Source organism: Streptomyces caeruleatus (assembly GCF_001514235.1).
GTDB classification, from domain to species: domain Bacteria; phylum Actinomycetota; class Actinomycetes; order Streptomycetales; family Streptomycetaceae; genus Streptomyces; species Streptomyces caeruleatus.
Window position 1 is genome coordinate 227,899 of sequence record NZ_KQ948926.1, and the last position, 19,504, is coordinate 247,402.

At 67.6% G+C, this 19,504-nt stretch carries 21 protein-coding genes, 1 tRNA gene and 1 pseudogene; 13 read left to right on the forward strand and 10 right to left on the reverse strand.

All coding sequences use genetic code 11. From position 1 onward, the window contains the following. Positions 1–5: 5 nt before the first annotated feature. From AQJ67_RS46660 to AQJ67_RS46665, 4 genes and pseudogenes are all read right to left on the reverse strand, one after another. Positions 6–1,295 (reverse strand): homoserine dehydrogenase, encoded by a 1,290-nt coding sequence (locus AQJ67_RS46660; protein ID WP_062718480.1) that lies wholly within the window; start codon positions 1,293–1,295, stop codon positions 6–8. A gap of 162 nt (positions 1,296–1,457) precedes the next feature. Further along, on the reverse strand, positions 1,458–2,849 hold the full coding sequence (lysA, locus tag AQJ67_RS09755) for a diaminopimelate decarboxylase (RefSeq protein WP_062717699.1): 1,392 nt from the start codon (positions 2,847–2,849) through the stop codon (positions 1,458–1,460). A gap of 17 nt (positions 2,850–2,866) precedes the next feature. Then, positions 2,867–3,970, reverse strand: a complete 1,104-nt coding sequence (gene nrtL / locus AQJ67_RS09760) for an ArgS-related anticodon-binding protein NrtL (RefSeq protein ID WP_062717700.1) — start codon at positions 3,968–3,970, stop codon at positions 2,867–2,869. 295 nt (positions 3,971–4,265) lie between these two features. Continuing rightward, positions 4,266–4,694: pseudogene (locus AQJ67_RS46665) on the reverse strand (response regulator); the annotation flags it as partial. 126 nt (positions 4,695–4,820) lie between these two features. Between AQJ67_RS46665 and AQJ67_RS09770 the strand changes: the two are divergent. Beyond that, positions 4,821–4,892: transfer RNA gene (locus AQJ67_RS09770), tRNA-Arg, on the forward strand. A gap of 211 nt (positions 4,893–5,103) precedes the next feature. Here the strand turns inward: AQJ67_RS09770 and AQJ67_RS09775 are convergent. The 6 genes from AQJ67_RS09775 to AQJ67_RS09790 form a co-directional block, all read right to left on the reverse strand. Further along, on the reverse strand, positions 5,104–6,480 hold the full coding sequence (locus AQJ67_RS09775) for a tyrosine-type recombinase/integrase (protein WP_062717702.1): 1,377 nt from the start codon (positions 6,478–6,480) through the stop codon (positions 5,104–5,106). Beyond that, positions 6,477–6,650 carry a helix-turn-helix transcriptional regulator gene (locus AQJ67_RS49120; protein ID WP_079055910.1) on the reverse strand — a complete coding sequence of 58 codons (174 nt, stop codon included), beginning with the start codon at positions 6,648–6,650 and terminating at the stop codon, positions 6,477–6,479. Before AQJ67_RS49120 ends, AQJ67_RS09775 begins: the two co-directional genes overlap by 4 nt. A gap of 463 nt (positions 6,651–7,113) precedes the next feature. Continuing rightward, positions 7,114–7,470, reverse strand: a complete 357-nt coding sequence (locus AQJ67_RS50405) for a MarR family transcriptional regulator (RefSeq protein WP_079055858.1) — start codon at positions 7,468–7,470, stop codon at positions 7,114–7,116. 543 nt (positions 7,471–8,013) lie between these two features. Then, positions 8,014–8,598, reverse strand: a complete 585-nt coding sequence (locus AQJ67_RS09780) for a hypothetical protein (protein ID WP_062717703.1) — start codon at positions 8,596–8,598, stop codon at positions 8,014–8,016. A gap of 155 nt (positions 8,599–8,753) precedes the next feature. After that, on the reverse strand, positions 8,754–9,659 hold the full coding sequence (locus AQJ67_RS09785; RefSeq protein ID WP_062717704.1) for a phosphotransferase: 906 nt from the start codon (positions 9,657–9,659) through the stop codon (positions 8,754–8,756). A gap of 33 nt (positions 9,660–9,692) precedes the next feature. Continuing rightward, complete coding sequence (locus AQJ67_RS09790) at positions 9,693–11,087, reverse strand: NsdA family TPR-like regulatory protein (RefSeq protein ID WP_107122832.1); 1,395 nt, start codon at positions 11,085–11,087, stop codon at positions 9,693–9,695. A 308-nt stretch (positions 11,088–11,395) separates the two neighbouring features. On the opposite strand from AQJ67_RS09790, the gene AQJ67_RS09795 reads away from it, so the two are divergent. The 12 genes from AQJ67_RS09795 to AQJ67_RS09845 all read left to right on the forward strand — a co-directional run bounded on the left by AQJ67_RS09795 (position 11,396) and on the right by AQJ67_RS09845 (position 19,493). Continuing rightward, positions 11,396–11,902 (forward strand): ATP-binding protein, encoded by a 507-nt coding sequence (locus tag AQJ67_RS09795; RefSeq protein WP_063807317.1) that lies wholly within the window; start codon positions 11,396–11,398, stop codon positions 11,900–11,902. 40 nt (positions 11,903–11,942) lie between these two features. Continuing rightward, positions 11,943–12,554 (forward strand): P-loop nucleotide/nucleoside kinase family protein, encoded by a 612-nt coding sequence (locus tag AQJ67_RS09800; RefSeq protein ID WP_062717706.1) that lies wholly within the window; start codon positions 11,943–11,945, stop codon positions 12,552–12,554. Continuing rightward, positions 12,551–13,000, forward strand: a complete 450-nt coding sequence (locus AQJ67_RS09805) for a DUF6302 family protein (protein ID WP_062717707.1) — start codon at positions 12,551–12,553, stop codon at positions 12,998–13,000. The genes AQJ67_RS09800 and AQJ67_RS09805 overlap by 4 nt, the downstream gene beginning before the upstream one ends. A gap of 53 nt (positions 13,001–13,053) precedes the next feature. Beyond that, the gene (locus AQJ67_RS49125) at positions 13,054–13,257 is read left to right on the forward strand and encodes a DUF5999 family protein (RefSeq protein WP_079055859.1); all 204 of its coding nucleotides are present in this window, start codon (positions 13,054–13,056) and stop codon (positions 13,255–13,257) included. A gap of 296 nt (positions 13,258–13,553) precedes the next feature. After that, positions 13,554–13,874 carry an ATP-binding protein gene (locus tag AQJ67_RS47525; RefSeq protein ID WP_159058737.1) on the forward strand — a complete coding sequence of 107 codons (321 nt, stop codon included), beginning with the start codon at positions 13,554–13,556 and terminating at the stop codon, positions 13,872–13,874. An 8-nt stretch (positions 13,875–13,882) separates the two neighbouring features. Continuing rightward, a complete protein-coding gene (locus tag AQJ67_RS09815) occupies positions 13,883–15,382 on the forward strand; it encodes a sensor histidine kinase (protein ID WP_063807305.1) in 1,500 nt (499 codons plus the stop codon). A 30-nt stretch (positions 15,383–15,412) separates the two neighbouring features. After that, positions 15,413–15,922, forward strand: coding sequence for a roadblock/LC7 domain-containing protein (locus AQJ67_RS09820; protein WP_062717710.1), 510 nt, complete (start codon positions 15,413–15,415; stop codon positions 15,920–15,922). Next, positions 15,919–16,329: a DUF742 domain-containing protein gene (locus AQJ67_RS09825; protein WP_062717711.1), complete on the forward strand. Its 411-nt coding sequence runs from the start codon at positions 15,919–15,921 to the stop codon at positions 16,327–16,329. The genes AQJ67_RS09820 and AQJ67_RS09825 overlap by 4 nt, the downstream gene beginning before the upstream one ends. 5 nt (positions 16,330–16,334) lie before the next feature. After that, complete coding sequence (locus AQJ67_RS09830) at positions 16,335–16,931, forward strand: GTP-binding protein (RefSeq protein ID WP_062717712.1); 597 nt, start codon at positions 16,335–16,337, stop codon at positions 16,929–16,931. Further along, positions 16,928–17,530, forward strand: a complete 603-nt coding sequence (locus tag AQJ67_RS09835; protein WP_079055860.1) for a GAF domain-containing protein — start codon at positions 16,928–16,930, stop codon at positions 17,528–17,530. The genes AQJ67_RS09830 and AQJ67_RS09835 overlap by 4 nt, the downstream gene beginning before the upstream one ends. Before the next feature lie 81 nt (positions 17,531–17,611). After that, a complete protein-coding gene (locus AQJ67_RS09840) occupies positions 17,612–18,868 on the forward strand; it encodes an acyl-CoA dehydrogenase family protein (protein WP_062717714.1) in 1,257 nt (418 codons plus the stop codon). A gap of 67 nt (positions 18,869–18,935) precedes the next feature. Further along, positions 18,936–19,493 carry a LexA family protein gene (locus AQJ67_RS09845; RefSeq protein ID WP_062717715.1) on the forward strand — a complete coding sequence of 186 codons (558 nt, stop codon included), beginning with the start codon at positions 18,936–18,938 and terminating at the stop codon, positions 19,491–19,493. Positions 19,494–19,504: the final 11 nt, after the last annotated feature.

Consider the following 19,504-nt stretch of genomic DNA (forward strand, 5'->3'; position numbering starts at 1 on the left):
GCTGGTTACTCTCCTTCAACCCGCATGATGCTGGCGACACCCCGCACGGTGTCGAGCTTGCGCAGCGCCTCGACGGTCCCCACGAGGGCCGCGTCGGACGCACGGTGGGTGACGACGACGAGGGAGGCCTCGCCGTCCTTGCCCTGCTGGCGAACCGTATCGATCGAGACACCGTGTTCCGCGAACACGGTCGCCACCTGGGCGAGAACACCCGGTTTGTCCGCCACGTCGAGGCTGATGTGATAGCGCGTGACGACATCGCCCATCGGCGACACGGTCAGGGCGGCGTACGCCGACTCGCCGGGCCCCGTTGCCCCGCTGAGTCGGTTGCGACAGACGGCGACGAGGTCGCCGAGTACGGCCGAGGCGGTCGGGGAACCGCCCGCGCCCGGACCGTAGAACATGAGCTGACCGGAGGCGTCGGACTCCACGAACACGGCGTTGTACGCGCCGCGCACGGAGGCGAGCGGGTGGGTCAGCGGGATCATGGCGGGGTGCACGCGCGCGGTGACCGACTGGCCGTCCGCGGCCCGCTCGCAGATGGCGAGCAGCTTGATGGTGCAGCCCATGTTCTTCGCGGAGGCGAAGTCGGCAGCGGTGACCTCGGTCATGCCCTCGCGGTAGACGTCGTCGAGACGCACGCGCGTGTGGAAGGCGATGCCGGCGAGGATGGCGGCCTTGGCCGCGGCGTCGAATCCCTCGACGTCGGCGGTCGGGTCGGCTTCGGCGTACCCGAGGGCGGTGGCCTCGTCGAGGGCCTCCTGGTAACCGGCCCCCGTCGAGTCCATCTTGTCGAGGATGAAGTTGGTGGTCCCGTTGACGATGCCGAGCACCCGGTTGACCTTGTCGCCGGCGAGGGACTCGCGCAGCGGCCGGATCAGCGGGATGGCGCCGGCGACGGCGGCCTCGTAGTAGAGGTCCTTGTTGTTCGCCTCCGCCACGGCGTGCAGGGCGGCGCCGTCCTGGGCGAGAAGGGCCTTGTTCGCGGACACGACCGAGGCGCCGTGCTCGAAGGCCGTGGTGATGAGGGTGCGGGCGGGCTCGATGCCCCCGATGACCTCGACGACCACGTCGATGTCGCCGCGTTTGACGAGGGCGGTCGCGTCGGTGGTGACGAGCGCGGGGTCGATGCCCTCACGGACCTTGGAGGGCCGCCGTACGGCCACGCCCGCGAGCTCCACGGGAGCCCCGATCCGGGCGGCGAGGTCGTCGGCGTGCGTCGTCATGATGCGCGCCACCTCTGAGCCAACAACCCCACAGCCCAGCAGCGCCACCTTCAGCGGACGCGTACGCATCATCCGACCTCGTTTCCTCATACCGTCTACGGTTGCACCAGTCTCACTCACCGGACGGGAGTTTCTGCCCTTCGTCCGGATCGTGAGACATCGATTTCATTTGTACGGGGGTGGATGACAGGAGATCTTCCGCCCCCGGGTCTTCGTCCCCGGCCCCTGGGGTCACCCGACGTCGAGACGCAGGAGGTCGTCCTCCGTCTCACGCCGGACGATCACCCGGGACTCACCGTCGTTCACGGCGACGACGGGCGGCCGGAGCACATGGTTGTAGTTGCTGGCCATGGACCGGCAGTACGCCCCGGTCGCCGGTACGGCGATCAGGTCACCCGGTGCCAGGTCGGAGGGCAGGAACGCGTCCTTCACGACGATGTCCCCGCTCTCGCAGTGCTTGCCGACGACCCGGGCGAGCATGGGCTCGGCGTCGCTCGTCCGGGACACCAGGGCGACGCTGTACTCGGCGTCGTACAGCGCCGTACGGATGTTGTCCGACATGCCGCCGTCGACGGAGACGTACGTCCGCAGCCCGTCGAGGGGCTTGATGGTGCCGACCTCGTAGAGCGTGAAGGCGGTGGGCCCGACGATGGCCCGGCCCGGCTCGACGGAGATACGCGGTGTCCGAAGCCTGGCCGCCTCGCACTCACGCGTGACGATCTCGGTGAGCGCCTTGGCGATCTCGTGCGGTTCGCGGGGGTCGTCGTCACTCGTGTACGCGATCCCGAGGCCGCCCCCGAGGTCGATCTCGGGAAGCTCGACGCCGTGCTCGTCCCGGATGTCCTTGAGCAGACCCACCACCCGGTGCGCGGCGACCTCGAAGCCCGACATGTCGAAGATCTGCGACCCGATGTGGGAGTGGATCCCGATGACCTCGAGCCAGTCGAGCCGCAGCGCCCGCCGTACGGCCTCGGCGGCCTGTCCCCCGGCGAGCGGGATGCCGAACTTCTGGTCCTCGTGGGCGGTGGCGATGAACTCGTGCGTGTGCGCCTCGACACCCACGGTGATACGGATCTGCACCCGCTGCCGCTTGCCCAGCTCCTGCGCGATGTGCGCGACCCGGACGATCTCCTGGAAGGAGTCGAGGACGATACGTCCGACGCCCGCCTCGATGGCGCGACGGATCTCATCCTTCGACTTGTTGTTGCCGTGGAACGCGATGCGGTCGGCGGGCATACCGGCCGACAGGGCGGTGGCGAGCTCGCCCCCGGAGCAGACGTCCAGGTTGAGCCCTTCCTCGTGCAGCCACCGCACCACTGCGCGGGAGAGGAACGCCTTGCCGGCGTAGAAGACGTCGGCGTCGGCCCCGAAGGCACCGCGCCAGGCCCGGGCCCGGGCGCGGAAGTCGGCCTCGTCGAGGATGTAGGCGGGGGTGCCGTGCTGTTCGGCGAGGGTCTTCACGTCGACACCGCCGACGGTGACGGTTCCTTCGGCGTCCCGGGCGACCGTCTGGGCCCACACCTTGGCATCGAGGGTGTTGAGGTCGGCCGGCGGGCCGGAGTAGTGGCCCTCGGGGAGGACGTCTGCGTGGCGGGGCCCGGCGGGGTGTGCGGAACGGCTCATGACTTTCGTGGGCTCTCTCAGAGGTGTTCGGGTGCGTCGATGCCGAGCAGGGACAGGCCACCGGCCAGCACCGTCCCGGCGGCTTCGGCGAGCGCGAGCCGGGCGCGGTGGGCGGCCGAGGGTTTCTCCGCACCGCGGGGCAGGACGGCGGGCAGCAGCGGCAGCACGGCATCGGCGACGCTGACGAGGTGCCGGGCGAGCCGGTCGGGCGCGCGGTGCGCCGCGGCTTGGGCGAGGACGCGGGGGTGGTCGGCGAGCAGGACGGCGACGTCGTGTCGTACGTCCCCGGGTTCGGCGCCGAACCCCAGGTCGGCGGCGTTACGGCCGAGGGCCCGGGTGCGGGCGTGGGCGTAACGGACGCGGAAGAGAGGGTTGCTCTCACGCTGGGCGAGGTGCTCGTCGGTGATACGGGGCCGGTCGTGTCCGGCGGGGTGCAGCAGCGCCCAGCGGGCGGCGTCACGGCCGAGCGGGAGCGGGTCGGCGGGCGCCGGCACGGGCCGTACGCCGACGCCGAGCGGCGCCGGCGACTCGACACTGCCATGAGCGTCGACCCGCGCCCCGAGAACGGCCTCCCACTCCAGCTCGGGCCGGCCCTCGCAGCTGGTGCGGACGAGGGCCCCCTGGGAGCGCAGGAGACGGGCGAGGACATCCGTGACGACGACGGCACGGACGTCGTGGGCGCAGTGCAGTTGCAGAACCTGCCCGAAGAAATCGCCGTGGCCGCTGCGGGCGCGGGCCCCGGCGTGCCCGTCGGACCGACCGGGCACGCCAGGCCCCTCGACGAACCCGTACCGCGTACCGCGCCTCAGGATCTCCTCGACGAGGGCGGCGGGCGCGGTCTCACGCAGGCTGATGTTGATGAATCCGGGCCCGGTGACGACGACGTCGGCGACGCCGTCCGCGTCGGCGAGGCGCGGTCGCAGGATCTCGGCGACCCGCAGGGGCGGCTCCCCCGCCGGGCGGGCGAGCTGCAGGGCGATGTTGGTCGCGTAGTCACCACAGCCACCGGGTCCCGGAACGCTGACCAGGGCCCGCTCCGGCACGGCGACGCGCAGCTCCCCCTCGTCGACAGCACGACGCACCGCGCGCAGCACGGTACGGGAGAGCTCGACGGGGGTCACGGGACAAGCGTAGGGGAGGAGGGGGGCGGGTATGCGAATGGGTTTGGGCTGGGTCCCGGGATGTGGACGTCCAGCGCCGGTATCAGCCGCCGGTACGCCCTGCGGCTTCTCCGGCGCCCCCCAGGACCCCGCCGACCACGGCCGCGTCGACGCTCCTACCTGACGTGCCTGACCTGCCCGACCTGCCCGACCCGTTCGCCCCGTCCGACCGATCTGCCCTGTCCGACGGGTCCGGCCTGTCCGCGCTTCTGCCCTCGCCCCCGCCTTCCCCTTCCGCTTCCCCCGTCCACTCCCGGCTCGGGCTCCGCTCGATCAACCGCCGTACGACGCTGACGAGTTCGGCGGGCTCGAAGGGCTTGGCGAGGAAGGCGTCGACACCGACGTCGAGGCCGGTGTCGACCTCGTACTGGGTGCAGGCGCTGATGATGGCGAGGGGGAGATCACGGGTACGGGGGTCGGAACGCAGCCGCGCGGCGGTACTCAGCCCGTCGAGGCGGGGCATGACCACGTCGAGGGTGATCACGTCGGGGCACACCTGATGAACGACTTCCAGACACTCGGCACCATCGGCCGCGGTCACCACCTCGAGCCCCTCCAGCTCGAGATTGACCCTGATCAGCTGCCGGATGACCTTGTTGTCGTCCACAACAAGCACCCGGCCCGACGCGCCTGGCACAACTCGAGAGTAGGTCGGGACCGGCCACCGCGTCCGGGTTTTCCCCACTTCCACCCCGCGCGAGCGAGCCACCCCAGGTCACGCACGGTGCCGCCGCCCCTGAAACCCGTTCATGAACACCCCCCAAGAGCTGGTAGGGTTCTACCCGTCGCCGCCAAGCAAGGCGCCCGACACGCCCCCGTAGCTCAGGGGATAGAGCAACGGCCTCCGGAGCCGTGTGCGCAGGTTCGAATCCTGCCGGGGGCACTGCAGGTCAGAGGGCTAAAACGCCACCTGACCAGCGCAGATGCCAAAATGAAGTAACTGCAGCCATATGCAGCCGAGGGCCAGCGAAAGCAGCCGTAGGACGCACGCTGCGGGACATACGCGGGATCGGACATTGGGTCACCAAACATCCAATCCACCACACAGCAAACGCCCCGAGGGTTTACCCCCGGGGCGTTCGGTGTGATCATCGTCACTCGTATTCGAGCAACAGATCCTCGATTCGTTTGTTGGCCACCACATGCCGCCCGTGGAGGCACTTCGCATACCGAGCCAACAGCACCTCCACGGTGTTTCCGGCTCGCTCTGCGACCTCCGTCGGATCAACTCCGGCGTTCAGCCACGTGGACAGCGCCGAGTGACGCAAGTCGTACGGGCGGTCAGCGAGTGGGCTCGCAACAAGCTCCGGTGGCAGACCGAGCTCGCGGGCCTCGGCCCACGCTCGCGAGTAGGTCGATGAGCCGACCAGTCCACCACGCTCGTTGAAGAAGAGTCTGCCGTCATCTGCCGTGCCAAACGTGTCGATGCTGTCGCGCCAGATAGCGACGAGGACCGGCGGCAGTGGGGTCGGGCGCACCTCCTTGGGATCCCGATTCTTCAGCCCCCGGTCATCGTGCACCTCGCCCGTCTTGGTCCACTTCTTCCCTGCCGTCGGTCTGGTCCGATGGAGATTCGCCAACCCCCAGCCCTCCTCAGGGAGGTGGCAGTCCTGGACCGCGACGCCGACAGTCTCGGCCGGACGCATCCCGGCGTAGTACATGCCGGCGAACATACCCACCAGTCGCCTGCCCCTGGCTCGGTGGTAACCGCCCACGTACGAGACAGCGCCGATCAGGTTGCCGGCCTGCTTCGGGTTGGCCACGACGCGAGGGTCAACGGGGACGATTCTTGACGGTTCCTCTACGGAAACCGAGTGGACAGGATTGTCGTCGAACTCGCCCAGCTCCGTGGCGTAGTTGAGCGCATTGACGAGGACCTTGCGCTTGCGCTTGAAGGTTTCACTCGATGCCGCTTCTCCATCGAGTTTCAACATGAGCGCTTCCAGCACTCCCCGCATAACCGCGGGCTTGGCCAGATCAGCAAGCGGAGGCGAGTTCCTTGCCGCCCAGTCGACTACGGCCCTGGCCTCTGGCGGAATTTCTCGATCTTCCGGGCTAGGAAGAACGAATGCCCAATCCCGAAGCGCCCTCTGCATCGCCGCCTCGGTCGGCCGGCCGGGCCGCTTCGGCATGAGCGCCTTTGTGACACCCGTGAGCGCCTCATTGATCTCGTCCCGATAGTTCGGCGCGGCATGCGGCCACTTCACCTTCAGGTATTTCAAGGCGAAGGCGTACCAGGTGAGGGCGGGCGCCTTCTCCTCCATAGATGGAGGAAAACCCGTCTCTGTGTCGAACTGCTCCCCACTCTCCTGGGCCATGAGGAGCCGCGACCGCAGCTTGTCGGCAAGCCCCTTAGTGCGACGCGAACGAGATACCTCACGCCCTGCCACGACCCAGCGCACCTCATAGGTGTCCTTGCCCTGGCGCTGCTTTACCCTGACGTCCCATATCCGAACGTCGGTCGTCTTCAAGCTGCGACTTCCTCTCTCTCATGCAGCCATTCCATGAATACACTCCGCCAGACGCGCAACTCGCCGTTCGGAAGCTTCAGTACCTCAGGCCCTGTTCCCATCTCCCGCCACCGGTAGAAGGTTCGGCGGGATGTGCCCTTCAGCTCTGCCAGGACCTCGGGAACGGTCATCAACTCGTCGCCCTTATCGCCCTTCCTCACTCAGCGCCCCCTGTACGGAGTCACCAAAGGCCGAAGCGCCGCTGCCGCTACGTCACATAGCACGAAGAAGCGCTGCAGCGGGAGCGTTCGATTCAGTCTTTGGGCAGGGGGTATTGCGAAAGGACGCATGAGGGATCCTTACGAATTTTGTGCAGAATCCACCGCAGCATGTAGTGGGGTGGATGACAGTCGGGCGAGTGTCGTGCCTTTCTCGGATTTTCGGGCTCTGGTCCTGCGCGCCAACAGGCGCTACCCCGCGCCCGGGCACCAGGAAGGCGCTGTCCGCTCCAGGTCCACCGCCAAGTAGCCGGTGCGAACGACATCAATACTCCGGACGATCGCCGGTTTGGCTAACCGGCGATCGTCGGCTATGTTGCCTGCCGCTTCGCATGAGCCCGGCAGTGTCTTGGGGTGGCCTCAGTCAGGAAGCCAGTCAGTATGAGCGCACCTCCGGAGTCGCGCCGTCTGCGACAGGCACCAGCAGACCGTCATCCGTGAGGCGGTCAAGGCTTCGTGCTACCAGGCGCTCGGGGATTCCTGTGACCCGGGCCACGTGCCGGGCTGTGACTCCAGGGTGTGGCGCGACGTGCGCGAGGACGGCACGGTCGTCGCGGTAGCTCCGTTGCAGCAGATCCTCGCCGAACAGCCCGGCCCCACAGACGCAGACACACAGCCCGGTACTGACCGCGCCGTAGTCGCCCGCCGCCTGTGCGGACCAAGCATTCAGCGCACCGAGGACGAAGAGAACGGGCGAAGTGAGCCGAGCGGATCGAATAGCAGAATCGGACAGGCGGACCTCCCAAGTAGGGGCCGTGCCAGCAAGGCAGCCTCACGCGGTTCGAGATTCCGAGATATTTCGCAACCCTGAGCGCAGCGGAGCATCTGTACTGCTGGCCTGGTGTTTTCCGGGACGTTGTACGTTGACATGATCCCGGCGGAGGTTCCAGTCCCTTGGGGCTCTTTCTCGTCTGCTGTGGACGAAATTCCGGACCAAGGGAGAGGCCATCCGGAAAGCGTCAGCGTGTCAGCGGGCTTGGCGCCCTCCTGTGGCTCGCCCGGCTCCGTCCAATCAGCTTGTGGTTCTGCGGACTCACACGCGGTGGCGACGTCGTCGGCCCGACTATTGCCTACGCCGCCGTCTTCAGTGGCGAAGGACAACCACTGACCGCCGACGCCTCCGTCCCGGAAAACTGTGGCGTTCGGTCCCGGCGTTTCGATGACCGCACAATTCCCACGCCATGCATCTCCGTGGATCACGCACTCCGACCTACCAGTTGGCAGCCTCTCCCACTCTCCGCGTAGATCCGCAAGCCCTCCAAGGAGCCATTGCCGATCAGGCCGCACTCGATGGCCGTCCGAGCCAGAAGGCGGCGACGGAGGCCAAGTCGATTCCGTCGGTGGAGCCGTCGTGGGGCACGAATTCCGTCGGGGCGATGTATCCGTGACCCGGTTCGAGGCGGATACGCACGCAGCGAAGACAGTCTCCTGCGGCTACGTACCGGCGTATGCCCTCGGTGTGGGGGTAGTACTGCTCCAAGTCGACGTGCAGCGTCAGGCAGATCTGTTGGATGTTGTGGTCGCCGATGAGCAGGTAGCGGGGGCCGGGGCCTAGATTGAGGCACAGCCGTCGGCGGCCCTGGTGGCGCGTGGCGTAAGGCAGCCGGTCGAAGTTGTCGACGTGCAGGCCGATGCGGCGGCCGGTGGCGGAGTCCTCAGTGGTGGTGGTCCAGTTGCCGGGGCTGACTGTGCAGCCCAGGAGCTTGGCGGGCCAGCCGCCGTCGAGCGGGTCGAGGCGGGCAGAGGTTTCGAGGCGCCCCGCCAGGTCGCCCGGCTCGTATTCGGGTAGCGGCCGGTGGACGAGTTCGATCAGGACGCTGTAGTCGAACTGGAAAGCGACATCGACATCGTGCGGTTCCAAGGCACCCCGCGCGAAGCTCCCGAAGGGCCAGGCTTGCTGCACCAAGCCAGCGGCCCACCGCCGCCGCAGTCAAGCCGGTGAAACATTTGTTCGACCAGTTGAACTGCTCGGGCCCCGGTTCCACGTCTATCTCCTCATTCAGCCGACTCCTACGGCTACAGGATGCTCCACTGAAGTAGACCGTCCCGCTTCCGCAGTCCCTCCACTCGCTTCTGCACCTCGGCCAGGCTTGCCGGTGCGTGGTGCACCTTCCGGGCATTCGTCGTGATCATGCGTAGCTCGCGGATGGCAGCCACGGTCCGGTAGCCCGGCCAGCATGTGACGTCCCAACCGTAGGTGTCGGCGAATGCCTGATAGTGAGCTCGGCCGAAGCCGAATCGCCGGCAATGGACCTCTACAGTGACCAAGTCCCACTCGGGCTGCCCCCGCGCAATGGTGTCCCAGTCGCACAGAACAGCACCGCCGTCGGCCGTGTGCAGCGCATTTCGATGCTGGGGATCACCTTGGATCAGCCCCTCCGCCAGAGCGAACTCCACGTCCTCCAGTTCCCCTTCGAGGCGGTCCGCCTCCTTCGACAGGAACTGGACAGTGTCCGCCGTCAGGGAGGTGATGGCTGATAGCGAGCGACGGATCGCCCTGATGTTGTCATGCCCAGGGAAGGCGAGCCGGGGGGAGTGCAAGGTGTGCAGGGCGTAGAGAGGCTTCGCGAGCTGCGCCGCCTCCACCGGCCGTTCGGGCTGGGGCAGATACAACCAGAAAGTCACCGCGTGTCCATCGACGACGACGGGCTGGTCAACCGGGTGCAGGGGGACCGTTGGGAACCCGGCGTCCATCAGCCAGCGGACAAAGGCAACAGTGCGCGCGACATCGTCGATGCGGCTTCCTCGTCGAGCAATCTTTACAACGACCTGCTCCCGCTTGAGAAGGACGACCGCGTTGGTGTGTCCTCGGAGGAGGCGTGCGTCGCGACTGTCGAGGCCCACGGCCGCGCATCCTCGTTCCAGGACCTGATACATCTCGGACTCGTCGTACCCGCCGGGGGCCGGCGCCGCTTCTGTCATGTTCTCCAGGCTCGCCGATCACCCGCGCTGCTGTCACTTCTGCCCGGGAGGAAGCGCAAGGATCTCGCGCAGCTCCCGCGCTGCACGAGTGCCCTGTATCGCGGGCGGAAGGGCTTCGATGACGTCGCGGGCACGTTCCTCCACGATCGGTGTGCGGTGGGCGGGATCGATTCGCAGGAACGTCGCTCCGGCCAGCTGGCATGCCTCTGCCAGGCTGCGGTCCTTCACAAGGCAGAGAGCTGCCTCAAAGTGGAGGAGGGCTGGGTCGATGCCGGTCCTCTTCGGATAGAGGCTCAGCGCCTCCTCCTGTACGCGCCGTGCCTGGCTGGTCCGGCCGAGAGCGGTCAACGTCCCACTCTCGTAGAGCAACAGGCGCCGTTGCGGGAAGGCGAAGGCATCGTTGTCGGCACCGCCTCCGGCACCGCTCTGCTCGAACGCTGCCATCGCACGCCGGAGGGCGGCCTCCGCCCCCTCAGCGTCACCTAGTTTCGCGAGGGCTCGCGCCTCTGCCGCTGACGCGAAGGCTGCGGTGGCACCGGGCCGACCCCGGCTGAGGATGCGAGCCTCCCTGGACAGAGAGACGGCCGACTCCAGCGGACCGTAGTAGAAGGGGAGCATCGCGGCCTGCGCCCTCACTCGTGCCCGAAGCTCCACGTTGCCGCTGTCGTCCGCAGCGTTGCGGGCTGTCGCGAACCATGACCGTGACCTCGTCAGGTCACCGAGCTTCATGAGCGCATCGGCCACCAACGTGGCTAGCATCGCAGCGAGTTCGGAGAGTCGTACCTGCACTGAGGCCGGCTGCCGGTCCATCGCCAGATGCTCGACCTCTGCCAGGTGCCCAAGGAGCGTCTTCAGCATCGGTGTGGGTGGCGTGAAGAGGTACTCCTCCCGCGCCCAAAGCACCTGTTCTTCCAGAAGATCCAGCTGTGTCGCGTTAACAGTGCCAGCAGCAAGGGTGCGGTCCACCGAACGTCGTGCAGCATCGACTCGCTGCTCAAGCGACTCACTCGTGCTTGCGCCTAGGAAGACCCGCGGTAGGGGCGGCGAATGCTCCGCCAGGACCAGTTCACTGGATGATGACGGGCGAACAGTAACCGCTGCGACATCAAGCCCCAGGTCATGAGGAAGGCATCCGTAGAACTCGGACAGCAGCCCAATCGTGTGCGAGCGTGGTTGTCGGCCGGTCTCCCAGTGCCCCAGTTGATCCTTGTCCGCTCGCGGAACCTGCGTTCGTGCCGCCGCCACTGCATTGAGGCCGTCCGCCGCTTGCTTAAGGGTTAGTCCTCGTGCCAGACGATGCGCGCGCAGCAGTGAGACCGAACAGTGGTTGTGGATAACTTGAGCGATCTCGTGGATGGGTTGGCCACGGCCGACGCCCTCCTGCCGTAACCGGCGCGCGCAGGACGGGCGGTGCGAACTACGGTCCATCAACCCTCCCTCACCAGGCTCACCTCCCAACAGCGTAGTGACGGCCCATCGACTCTGCGTCAAAACAGTCACTTCTCCAACGCATAGTCATGAAAACAGTGACTGCAGGAGTGGGGAGTCACTGATCAGCGGTCGCTGACTGTTGCCCGGCAACGTCTCCAGGGCGAATCTTGCTCACTCGAAAGCCCACAGACGCTCGCTGGCCAGAGGAACTAGTGCCCCGGTCATTGAGCCAGCGGGCGCCGTCAATCCCGGCCAATGGACCAGGAGACGGCGGCGCGCGCCATCAAAACTGGGAGGTGGACGCGATGACGACCGTGATGAACCGGCAGTATCTGGAGGGTCTGTTGGCCTTCGGAGACGGAACCGAGCGTGCCACGATTCAGATCGAGTGCGAGGCCGGCGTTGTCGGCATCGCCCGACGCTTCGCCCGAGAGCAGCTTGCAGTGTGGGGATTCGCTGAGGGCAGCGGTCTCAATGATCGGGTCGTCTTTACAGTCAGCGAGTTGGTGACCAACGCGGTTCTGCACGCCCGAACCCGGCCGCCGAGTGAGAGCGAGCTCATCGACCTCACGCTCGCCTTCGACCTGGACCAAGCCATCGCAGTGCTGGTGGCTGACAACTCCCACAAGATGCCGCTGATCGGCGTCCAGCCGTCGGCCGAGGCCACCGACGGGCGCGGGCTGCTACTCGTCGACGCGCTGGCGGACGGTTGGACTGTGGCGCCCCGTCAGAACCCGGGTCCAGGCCAAGGAAAGAAGGTGTGTGCCTTCTTCCGATGCCTCACGACCGCTGGCCTGCCTCAATCGGCGTGACGGGGATGTCAACGTGAATTGTGCACGGACAGGAGAGTCGATGATCGTCGCCGTGGGCGGCCGACCGTGGACCGGAAAGACGACGCTCGCCAAAGCACTGGCAAAGGCCATGTCGGGCGTCCTGCTCGACAAAGCCGCGCTACAGAAGGTGCTATTCCCTAGGCCAGCACCGGCTTCGCCGGAGCAGAACGATCGCCTGTACGAGTTCCTCCTTCAGGCCGCGGTCTGGCATCTGGAAACAACGCCCGGAGACGTTGTAGTGCTCGACGGCCGCCCCCTCACACGGATCCGCGAGGTCCTTGCCCTGCGCCGCTTCGCATCCGGCGTAGACCAGCCTCTCCGCATCATCGAGTGCGTCTGCCCCGACGAGGTAGCCGTCGACCGTGCCCGAGCCAGCCCGACATCCACGGAGCCGCTCGCCGTTGCGAACGAAGCGCCTGCTGAGCCGATTCCGGACCCGAAGATCGTCATCGATACAAGCCTGCCTGCAGACCAGTGCCTCGCCTCTGCCCTTCAGCACCTCAGCCGCGCCCCCACCGGTTGTGGGACTCCGCAGACGGTCAGTCCCGTCCAAGCAAGTAGAAGCGGCACGCGGGGCACCAGCGAGCCGTTGGAGCAACTCGCTGCGAAGCGTTCCAGGGAGGTGGCGTGATCACCGGGACTCGCTCAGCGCTCAATGTGCGTCTGCTGCCCGCGGGACACGCCTACGACTACGAGTACTTCCGTGCTCGTCTTGCTGACACGACGATGCTCAACAAGTCTGTTGCTGTCTGCCTCTTTCGAGCGCCGCTGCTCGCCGTACCGGTTGGCGGTGCCCGCCGTGGTGGATACATGTCCTTGGAGCTTGTGACACTCGCGTTGGAGGTCCGTTCTCTCCTCGACGCTCGGTCGGGATTCCCCAACCTTCGAGTCCGCTGGTCGCCGTACCGCGACACCTGCCACGTGGTCGAGTGGGGCGCGGAATCTCCGATGTGGGACGACGCCGCTCGGGGCCGGTTCTACGGCTACAGCGAGACCGCGATCGATGCCTACCTCCGGGAGCACGCGCCCCCGTCCCTCGCTTCGGCGTACGCGTTCCCTTCCACTGCGGCCTCGTAACCGTCGAAGAAGCACCTTCCCACACCCAAGACATCCGAGAGGACGAGCACACCATGTGTCGGCACAGCCCACCGTGTCCCAGCCCCGATGCTCCCGACCGAGAGGCCGCAAAGGTCATCGCGCGCGGTGACACACAGGGCTGGTGCCTGCTCTGCAACGGCACCATCATCTTCGACGACACAGGGGAACTGTTGCCGAACGGTGAGATCATCGCTCCCCATCGCCCCGCAGCCGGGCTGGTAGGGGGCGTTGCATGAGCCCCATCGTCAGCGGAGCTATCACGCACGTCACCGTTCGTGTCGGCGAAGAGGCAGACAGTCTCGCCCTCTCCGTGGCGGCGCCTGACTGTCCGTCATCGGCTCCGAGCGGACGGACAGCCTCCGTCCCTGCCCTCAAATCCCCGCTCACCGACAATGACGGGCCAGTCCGCCCTCAGAGGTGGGAGCGGAAGTGGCCGATTGCGTCAGGCACCGCGCGGTTGGCCCGGTTGCATGCTCAGACCCGGCTGGCGATGGCGGCTTGGGCTGGGGATCGCACTGTTGCGCTTCGTGTCGTGACGGAGCTGGTGCAGAACGCCGTGGAGCATGTCGGCGCGGGTGAGGTCCTGCTGGTGCTGTTCCTGGATGAGACGGAGGACTTGGTCGTCGAGGTGGCGGATCAGGGACCCGAGTTCGCCACGTTCGAACGCGCTATTGCCGCTCAGAAGCCTACGGGCCTCGGGCTGGTGCGCGCGCTGGGAGGCGACGTCTCCCTTCAGGTTCCGCCGGAGGGATTCGGTAAGAGCGTCCGCGTCGTGCTGCACGCCTCGCCTTTCGATGCGCGCCGCGCACCGTCCCTTCCTGTTCTTCGTCCCTGTTCAGCCCTCGACTCTTGAGGATCCCCATGTCTGACCGTGTGTCCCCCACTCGCCCGGTCACCCACCGCCGCCGGCGAGACCGCCGGCCCCGGGTGGACCGTTACCTCTTCGACGAGGTCGCCGGCGTGCTGGCCGCGCCGCTTGTGTGCATCATCGCGCTGTGGGGCGTGGTCCTCGGTGCCGCGTGGCTGTACGAGTTCAGCATCACGCAGCTCGCGCTGGCGCTCGGCGGCAGCCTCCTCATCGCCGGCCTGGTTGGCGTCTTGCGGATACGGGCCGTGGCCATGTCTCTTCATGACCACCGTGCTGCCGACTTCGAGCGGATCGCGGAATCAGCGAGTGCTGCCGAACAGACCATGATCTGGACAGCAGAGCAGCTCTGCCAGGGCGCCCGCCCACCGCTCCCGCAGGAGCCTCAACTGGCTGGTGACGGCCCGCTTGAGAAGGTCATCGAGTTGATCGGCCACCTCCAGGTGCAGGGCGCCGGCGCCTTGCTGCGGACGCACGACGAGTCGCAGGCGGCGGTACTCGTAGCGATGCACCGGACCCTCACGCGGCGCCAGCACGGGCTGATCGATGAGTTGCTGGATCACCTGACCCGTCTGCAGACGGCCACCGAGGACGCGGAACTCCTGGACCGGAGTTTCAAGATCGACCACCTGGCGACGCGGCTGCGTCGCATGGTGGAGAGCGTTTCCGTCGTCCTCGGCGGCCAGTCCCTGCGCGAGACGCGGGCACCTGTCCAGGTCGCCACAGTGTTGCGCGGGGCGAAGTCCGAGGTGGTCAAGTACACGCGAGTGCAGACGGTGTCCGGCGACGTCGGCAGCAAGTTCGCGCTGCCCGCGCATGTGCACCCCGACATCGCGCACTTGCTCGCCGAACTCATCGACAACGGCCTGGAGCACTCTGATCCGGCAACCAAGGTCACCGTACGTGCGCAGAAGGTGGCCCGCGGGTTGCTGATCGAGGTTGAGGACCGGGCCACGCTGCTGATGGACCCGCACAAGCGGGACATGCTCAATCAGCTCCTCGCCGACCCGGCTCAAGCCGATGTGGCAGGCCAGGTCCGATCGGGGAACCTGGGCCTGGTCACTACCTCGAAGATCGCTGCCAAGTACGGCCTGAAGGTCTGGCTGGCGATGAACCCGATGGGCGGGACGACCGCCCACGTGATCGTCCCCAATCAGTACCTCGTTCCGACCGTCCCCACGATCGGCACCGTCACGGTCTCCGCCCCCGTGTCCGCCGCTCCGCAACTGGCGTTTGCGGGGGCCGCGCAGCAGCCCGTGCGCCCCGCGCCAGGTTCCGGACGTCCTGTCGAGCAGGCCGACCGTGCCAGCGCATCTCCGCTGCCCCGGCGTAGGCGGGTGTCCAGGCCGATGCCTGACCACGCGGCCGACGGGCCTGGGGCGCCGGCCCCGGCCGCGAACCCCCAGGCCCTGGCTGACTGGCGTACGGGACTGCGCGCCGGGCTGGACACGGATCCAACCCCTGTCCCCGGCACGCCCGCCTCCCCCCAGTCCTGACCCCCACTACCTCGCATGGAGCGATCCGCCATGACCCACGATGTGAACGCCGCGGCCCCCGTGATCTCCCCCGAGGAGGTCAAAGGGGAGATGACGCGCCTGATCGACGAGTTCGTAGAGGACACCCCCGGTGTCACGCACGCCCTGCTGGCCTCCCGCGACGGCCTGACGCAGGTCGTCCCCTCAAACATGCTCTCCACCAAATCCGACGCGGACTGGGCCGACGAACTGGCCGCGGCGGCCTCGGGACTGGCAGCCCTGGCCAAGGGTGTCAAAGGCCGCCCCGAAGGCGAGCAGCGGCCGGTGCAGCAGGTCCTCATCGAGCGGGACGACGCCCTGTTCCTCCTCACCGAGGCCGGGGTGGGTAGCGCGTTCACCGAGAACGGCAAGAGCGTCGCGACGGTGCTGCTGGTGCTGACCCGCACGGACGCGAACGTCGGTACCGTCGCCTACGCCGTCGGGCGTCTGGTACAGCGGTTCTCCCCGTTCATGACGACCCCGGTCCGCGCCCACGACGGCCAGGGCGACGGTGTCGCATGAACTCCCCGACAGGCCAGGACTCCTTAGAGGCCGAGGCCCTGGACGACACGGCTACCATCGTCCGGCTGTATGCGGTGACCGACGGCCGCACTCGCGCCCGGCACCACCTCGCTCTCCACACCGTTCTGGGGCCCGGACGCCGCTCGCCGCGCCCCGGGCTGGCCGAGGAGAGCGTCAGGATCGTCGAGCTGTGCGGTCAGCGGCACCGGCCGCTCGCCGAGCTGGCCGGCACCCTCGCTCTCCCCGTGACCGCAGTGTCCGTTCTCGTCTCCGATTTGATCGACGCGGGGGCACTGGCCTTTCCCATTCCGGACCGGCGCAGCGAGGACAGCGACCTGCAACTTCTGCACGCGATCACGGCCGGTCTCAAGCGCCGGCACCCCAACGCGACCGCGAAGGCCGGGTGAATTCCATGACCCAGTTCCCGCAGCCTGCCACCCGGGCCACCGCCAAGCTGGTCATCGCGGGAGGCTTCGGCGTCGGCAAGACCACCGCCATCGGAGCCGTCAGCGACATCACGCCCTTGCGCACGGAGGAAGTCCTCACCACCCAGAGCACGGCAACCGACAGCCTCCGCGGCATCGAGGACAAGACGACCACCACGGTCGCCTTCGACTTCGGCCGCGTCGGCTGGGATGTCCCCGACCCCGTGGAGCTGTATCTCTTCGGCACGCCAGGACAGCCCCGCTTCTGGAGCTTCTGGCACGACCTGTCCGAAGGGGCGCTCGGCGCCGTGGTGCTGGCCGACACCCGACGCCTGGAGTCGAGCTTCCCCGCGGCCGACTTCTTCGAACAGCTCGGCCTGCCCTTCGTCATCGCCATCAACCGGTTTCCCGGAACCACGCCCCGCACCGCGGTCGAGATCCGCGAGGCATTCGACGTGGACGAGCAGGTACCGCTGATGTTCTGCGACGCCCGCAACGCCGATTCCGTGGCCGGGGTCCTGATCACCCTGGTCCAGCACATCGCGAACACCAAATCCGCCAACTCCGCCCTCCTGGACGCATGATGACCTACCCCCCGGACCACCAGGCCCCCACCGTGCCCATCCCGGCACCCCGCACCGCCCAGATCGAGACCTTCACCGATGACCCGGCCACCGAACTCGCCCACATGCAACAGCGCCTGAACAGGTTCAACGAGCTGGGCATCCGCCTGGAAGGCCACGAGGTACTCGACGACATCGCCGCCGACATGGCCCAGCGCAGCGGGTTCGTCTACGCGATGGCGAACGCGTTCGGCGAAGAACAGACCTTCCTCGGCCTCTACCAGCCGCCGCCCGACGCCGGCTACCCCGTCGTAGGCCGCACGATGAGCCGCGGCCACGGATACTGCCCCGAGGTCGTACAGCGCCGACGGGGCCTGCCGCTACCCGACGTGGCCGCTTCCCCCCGGTTCGACAGCAACCACGTCGCCGACTCCATCGGCATCCAGAGCTACTTCGGCAGCCCCGTCATCGACGACGCCACCGGCCTCGTCCTGCTCACCTTCTGCATCATCGACCCCGAGCCGCGCACCTTGAACGATGCGGCCAGGCTCCAGGCCATCGTCAAAGACGCCGCCCAGACCACGGCGGACGTCCTCAAGATCAAAACCTCTGGCCCCTGACACACAACCCCCTCCAGGCCCCCACCCGCGGATCCGGCCGCACCCCGCCTTGCGACCCCACACAGGGAGAGGGAGACGCCCATGCCCACCACCGACACCCCACCCCCGGCGCTCCGCCCGTATCTCACCGCCGCCCACGAGCAACTGTGGGCTGAAGCAGAGGAGTTCGCCGCTGACCACGTCGCGCGCCGTGTTTCGCGTATGGAGGCGGCTCCGCGCAAGCTGGAGCGGGAGCTGCCCCGGCTCATGTCGGCGCGGGGCTGGTTCGGCGTGACCATCCCCGAGCAGTACGGGGGGATGGCGGCCGGGCATGTCGCCAAGACGGTGCTGATCCACCGCGTCGGTGTGGTCTCCGCTGCTGTGGCGGCGATCCTTCAGGCCACTCTGATCCCCGTCGGCGCTCTGTGCCACTGGGGCACGGTCGAGCAGAAGCAGCGGTGGCTGCCGAAGGTGGCCGGCGGCACGGTGCTGATGTCCATCGCGGTCACCGAACCGGACGCCGGCGGCCACATCGGCGGCATCCAGACCGTCGCCGAACTGGCCGGGGACGAGTGGGTCATCACCGGCGAGAAGATCCACATCGGCAACGTCCACCTCGCGGGTCTCCACGTCGTCGTTGCACGCACCGCACCACCTGGCGTTTCCGCCTCCCAGGCGCTGACCGCGTTCCTGGTCGAGAACCAACGCGAAGGACTCGGCAAAGGCATGCACCGGGCGCGGCTGGGGCTGCACGGCTTCTCGGCCGGGCGGTTGATTCTGGACCGGGTCCGCATACCGGCGGCCAACGTTCTCGGCGAGGTCGGCCAGGGCATGGATGTGGCGCAGAGCGCCAGCGTCCTCTACGGCCGGCCCAATTTGACCGCCGTCAGCCTCGGTATCCACGAAGCACTCGTCGAGACCACGGCGCAGTTCCTGAGCAGCCGGCCGCGCTACGGCGGCTACCTGTCTGAGCATCCCGTCATCCAGGACCGTCTCGGCGAGATGCAGGGGCGTTTCCAGACTGCCCTGACCACCGCCTACGGCGCCGTCCACCTCCTGGACAACCGTGTGGCCTGCGACCACCTGCTCGTCGGTGCCAAGCTCACCGGCCACCAGCTCGCCGCCCAGTCCGCACGAGACGCGATGGAGCTGCACGGTGCCCGCGCCCTGGACGGCGACTGCGAACTCCAGCGCTTCTTCCGCGACATCCAGCACACCTACTCGCCTGCGGGCACCGGTGAGTTCCAGCGCATCCACTTGGCCAGGACCGCTCTGGGAACCGGTCCCCGGCAGTGGTCCGAGCACTTCGCGTCCGAGGCCGCCTGGAGCCAGCCCACACCAGACCCGGCCCCCGCATGACCCTGCGCGGCAGGCCCGCTCCTCCCGTCCCATGCTTCATCCACCCACTGACCTGTCCAGGTAATCCATGACGAATGACGTTCTACTGGTAGCGGACGGCAGTGCGCCCGAGGCAACTGACGACACCGCCACTCGGCACACGACGGCACCGCCCGAACTGACAGAGCGGCAGCGGCGGATCATCGCCTTCATCGGCGACGCCACCAAAGAGCAGGGATACCCGCCCTCACTACGCGAGATAGGCGACGCTGCCGGGCTGACAAGCACGTCCTCCGTGACCCGCCAGCTCAGCCTTTTGCAAAAGATGGGGCTGATCGCCTATGACGCGGGCCGCTCACGCTCGTACCGCATAGTCGCCGACCCGCCCGCGGCGCCCGCGCCATCCATTCCAGCCCCGGGGCATGCCGAATGCTGCCCCCAGCAGATCGGCGTCAGTGACGGAGAGGAGCCCATCGTCCTCAGGGTCGTGCTCGATCCTCCTCACCGCCAGGCCCTGCTCGACGGAGCACTGGTGACCGTGCAACGGCTGCCCGTAGTTGACGCCCACACCAGCACATTCCCCGGCCGGGCTGTCTTCGGCCAGGTCACCGCCGTCGCCTACCCGGTGGACAGCCCTCATCCGTAAGACAGGGAGCT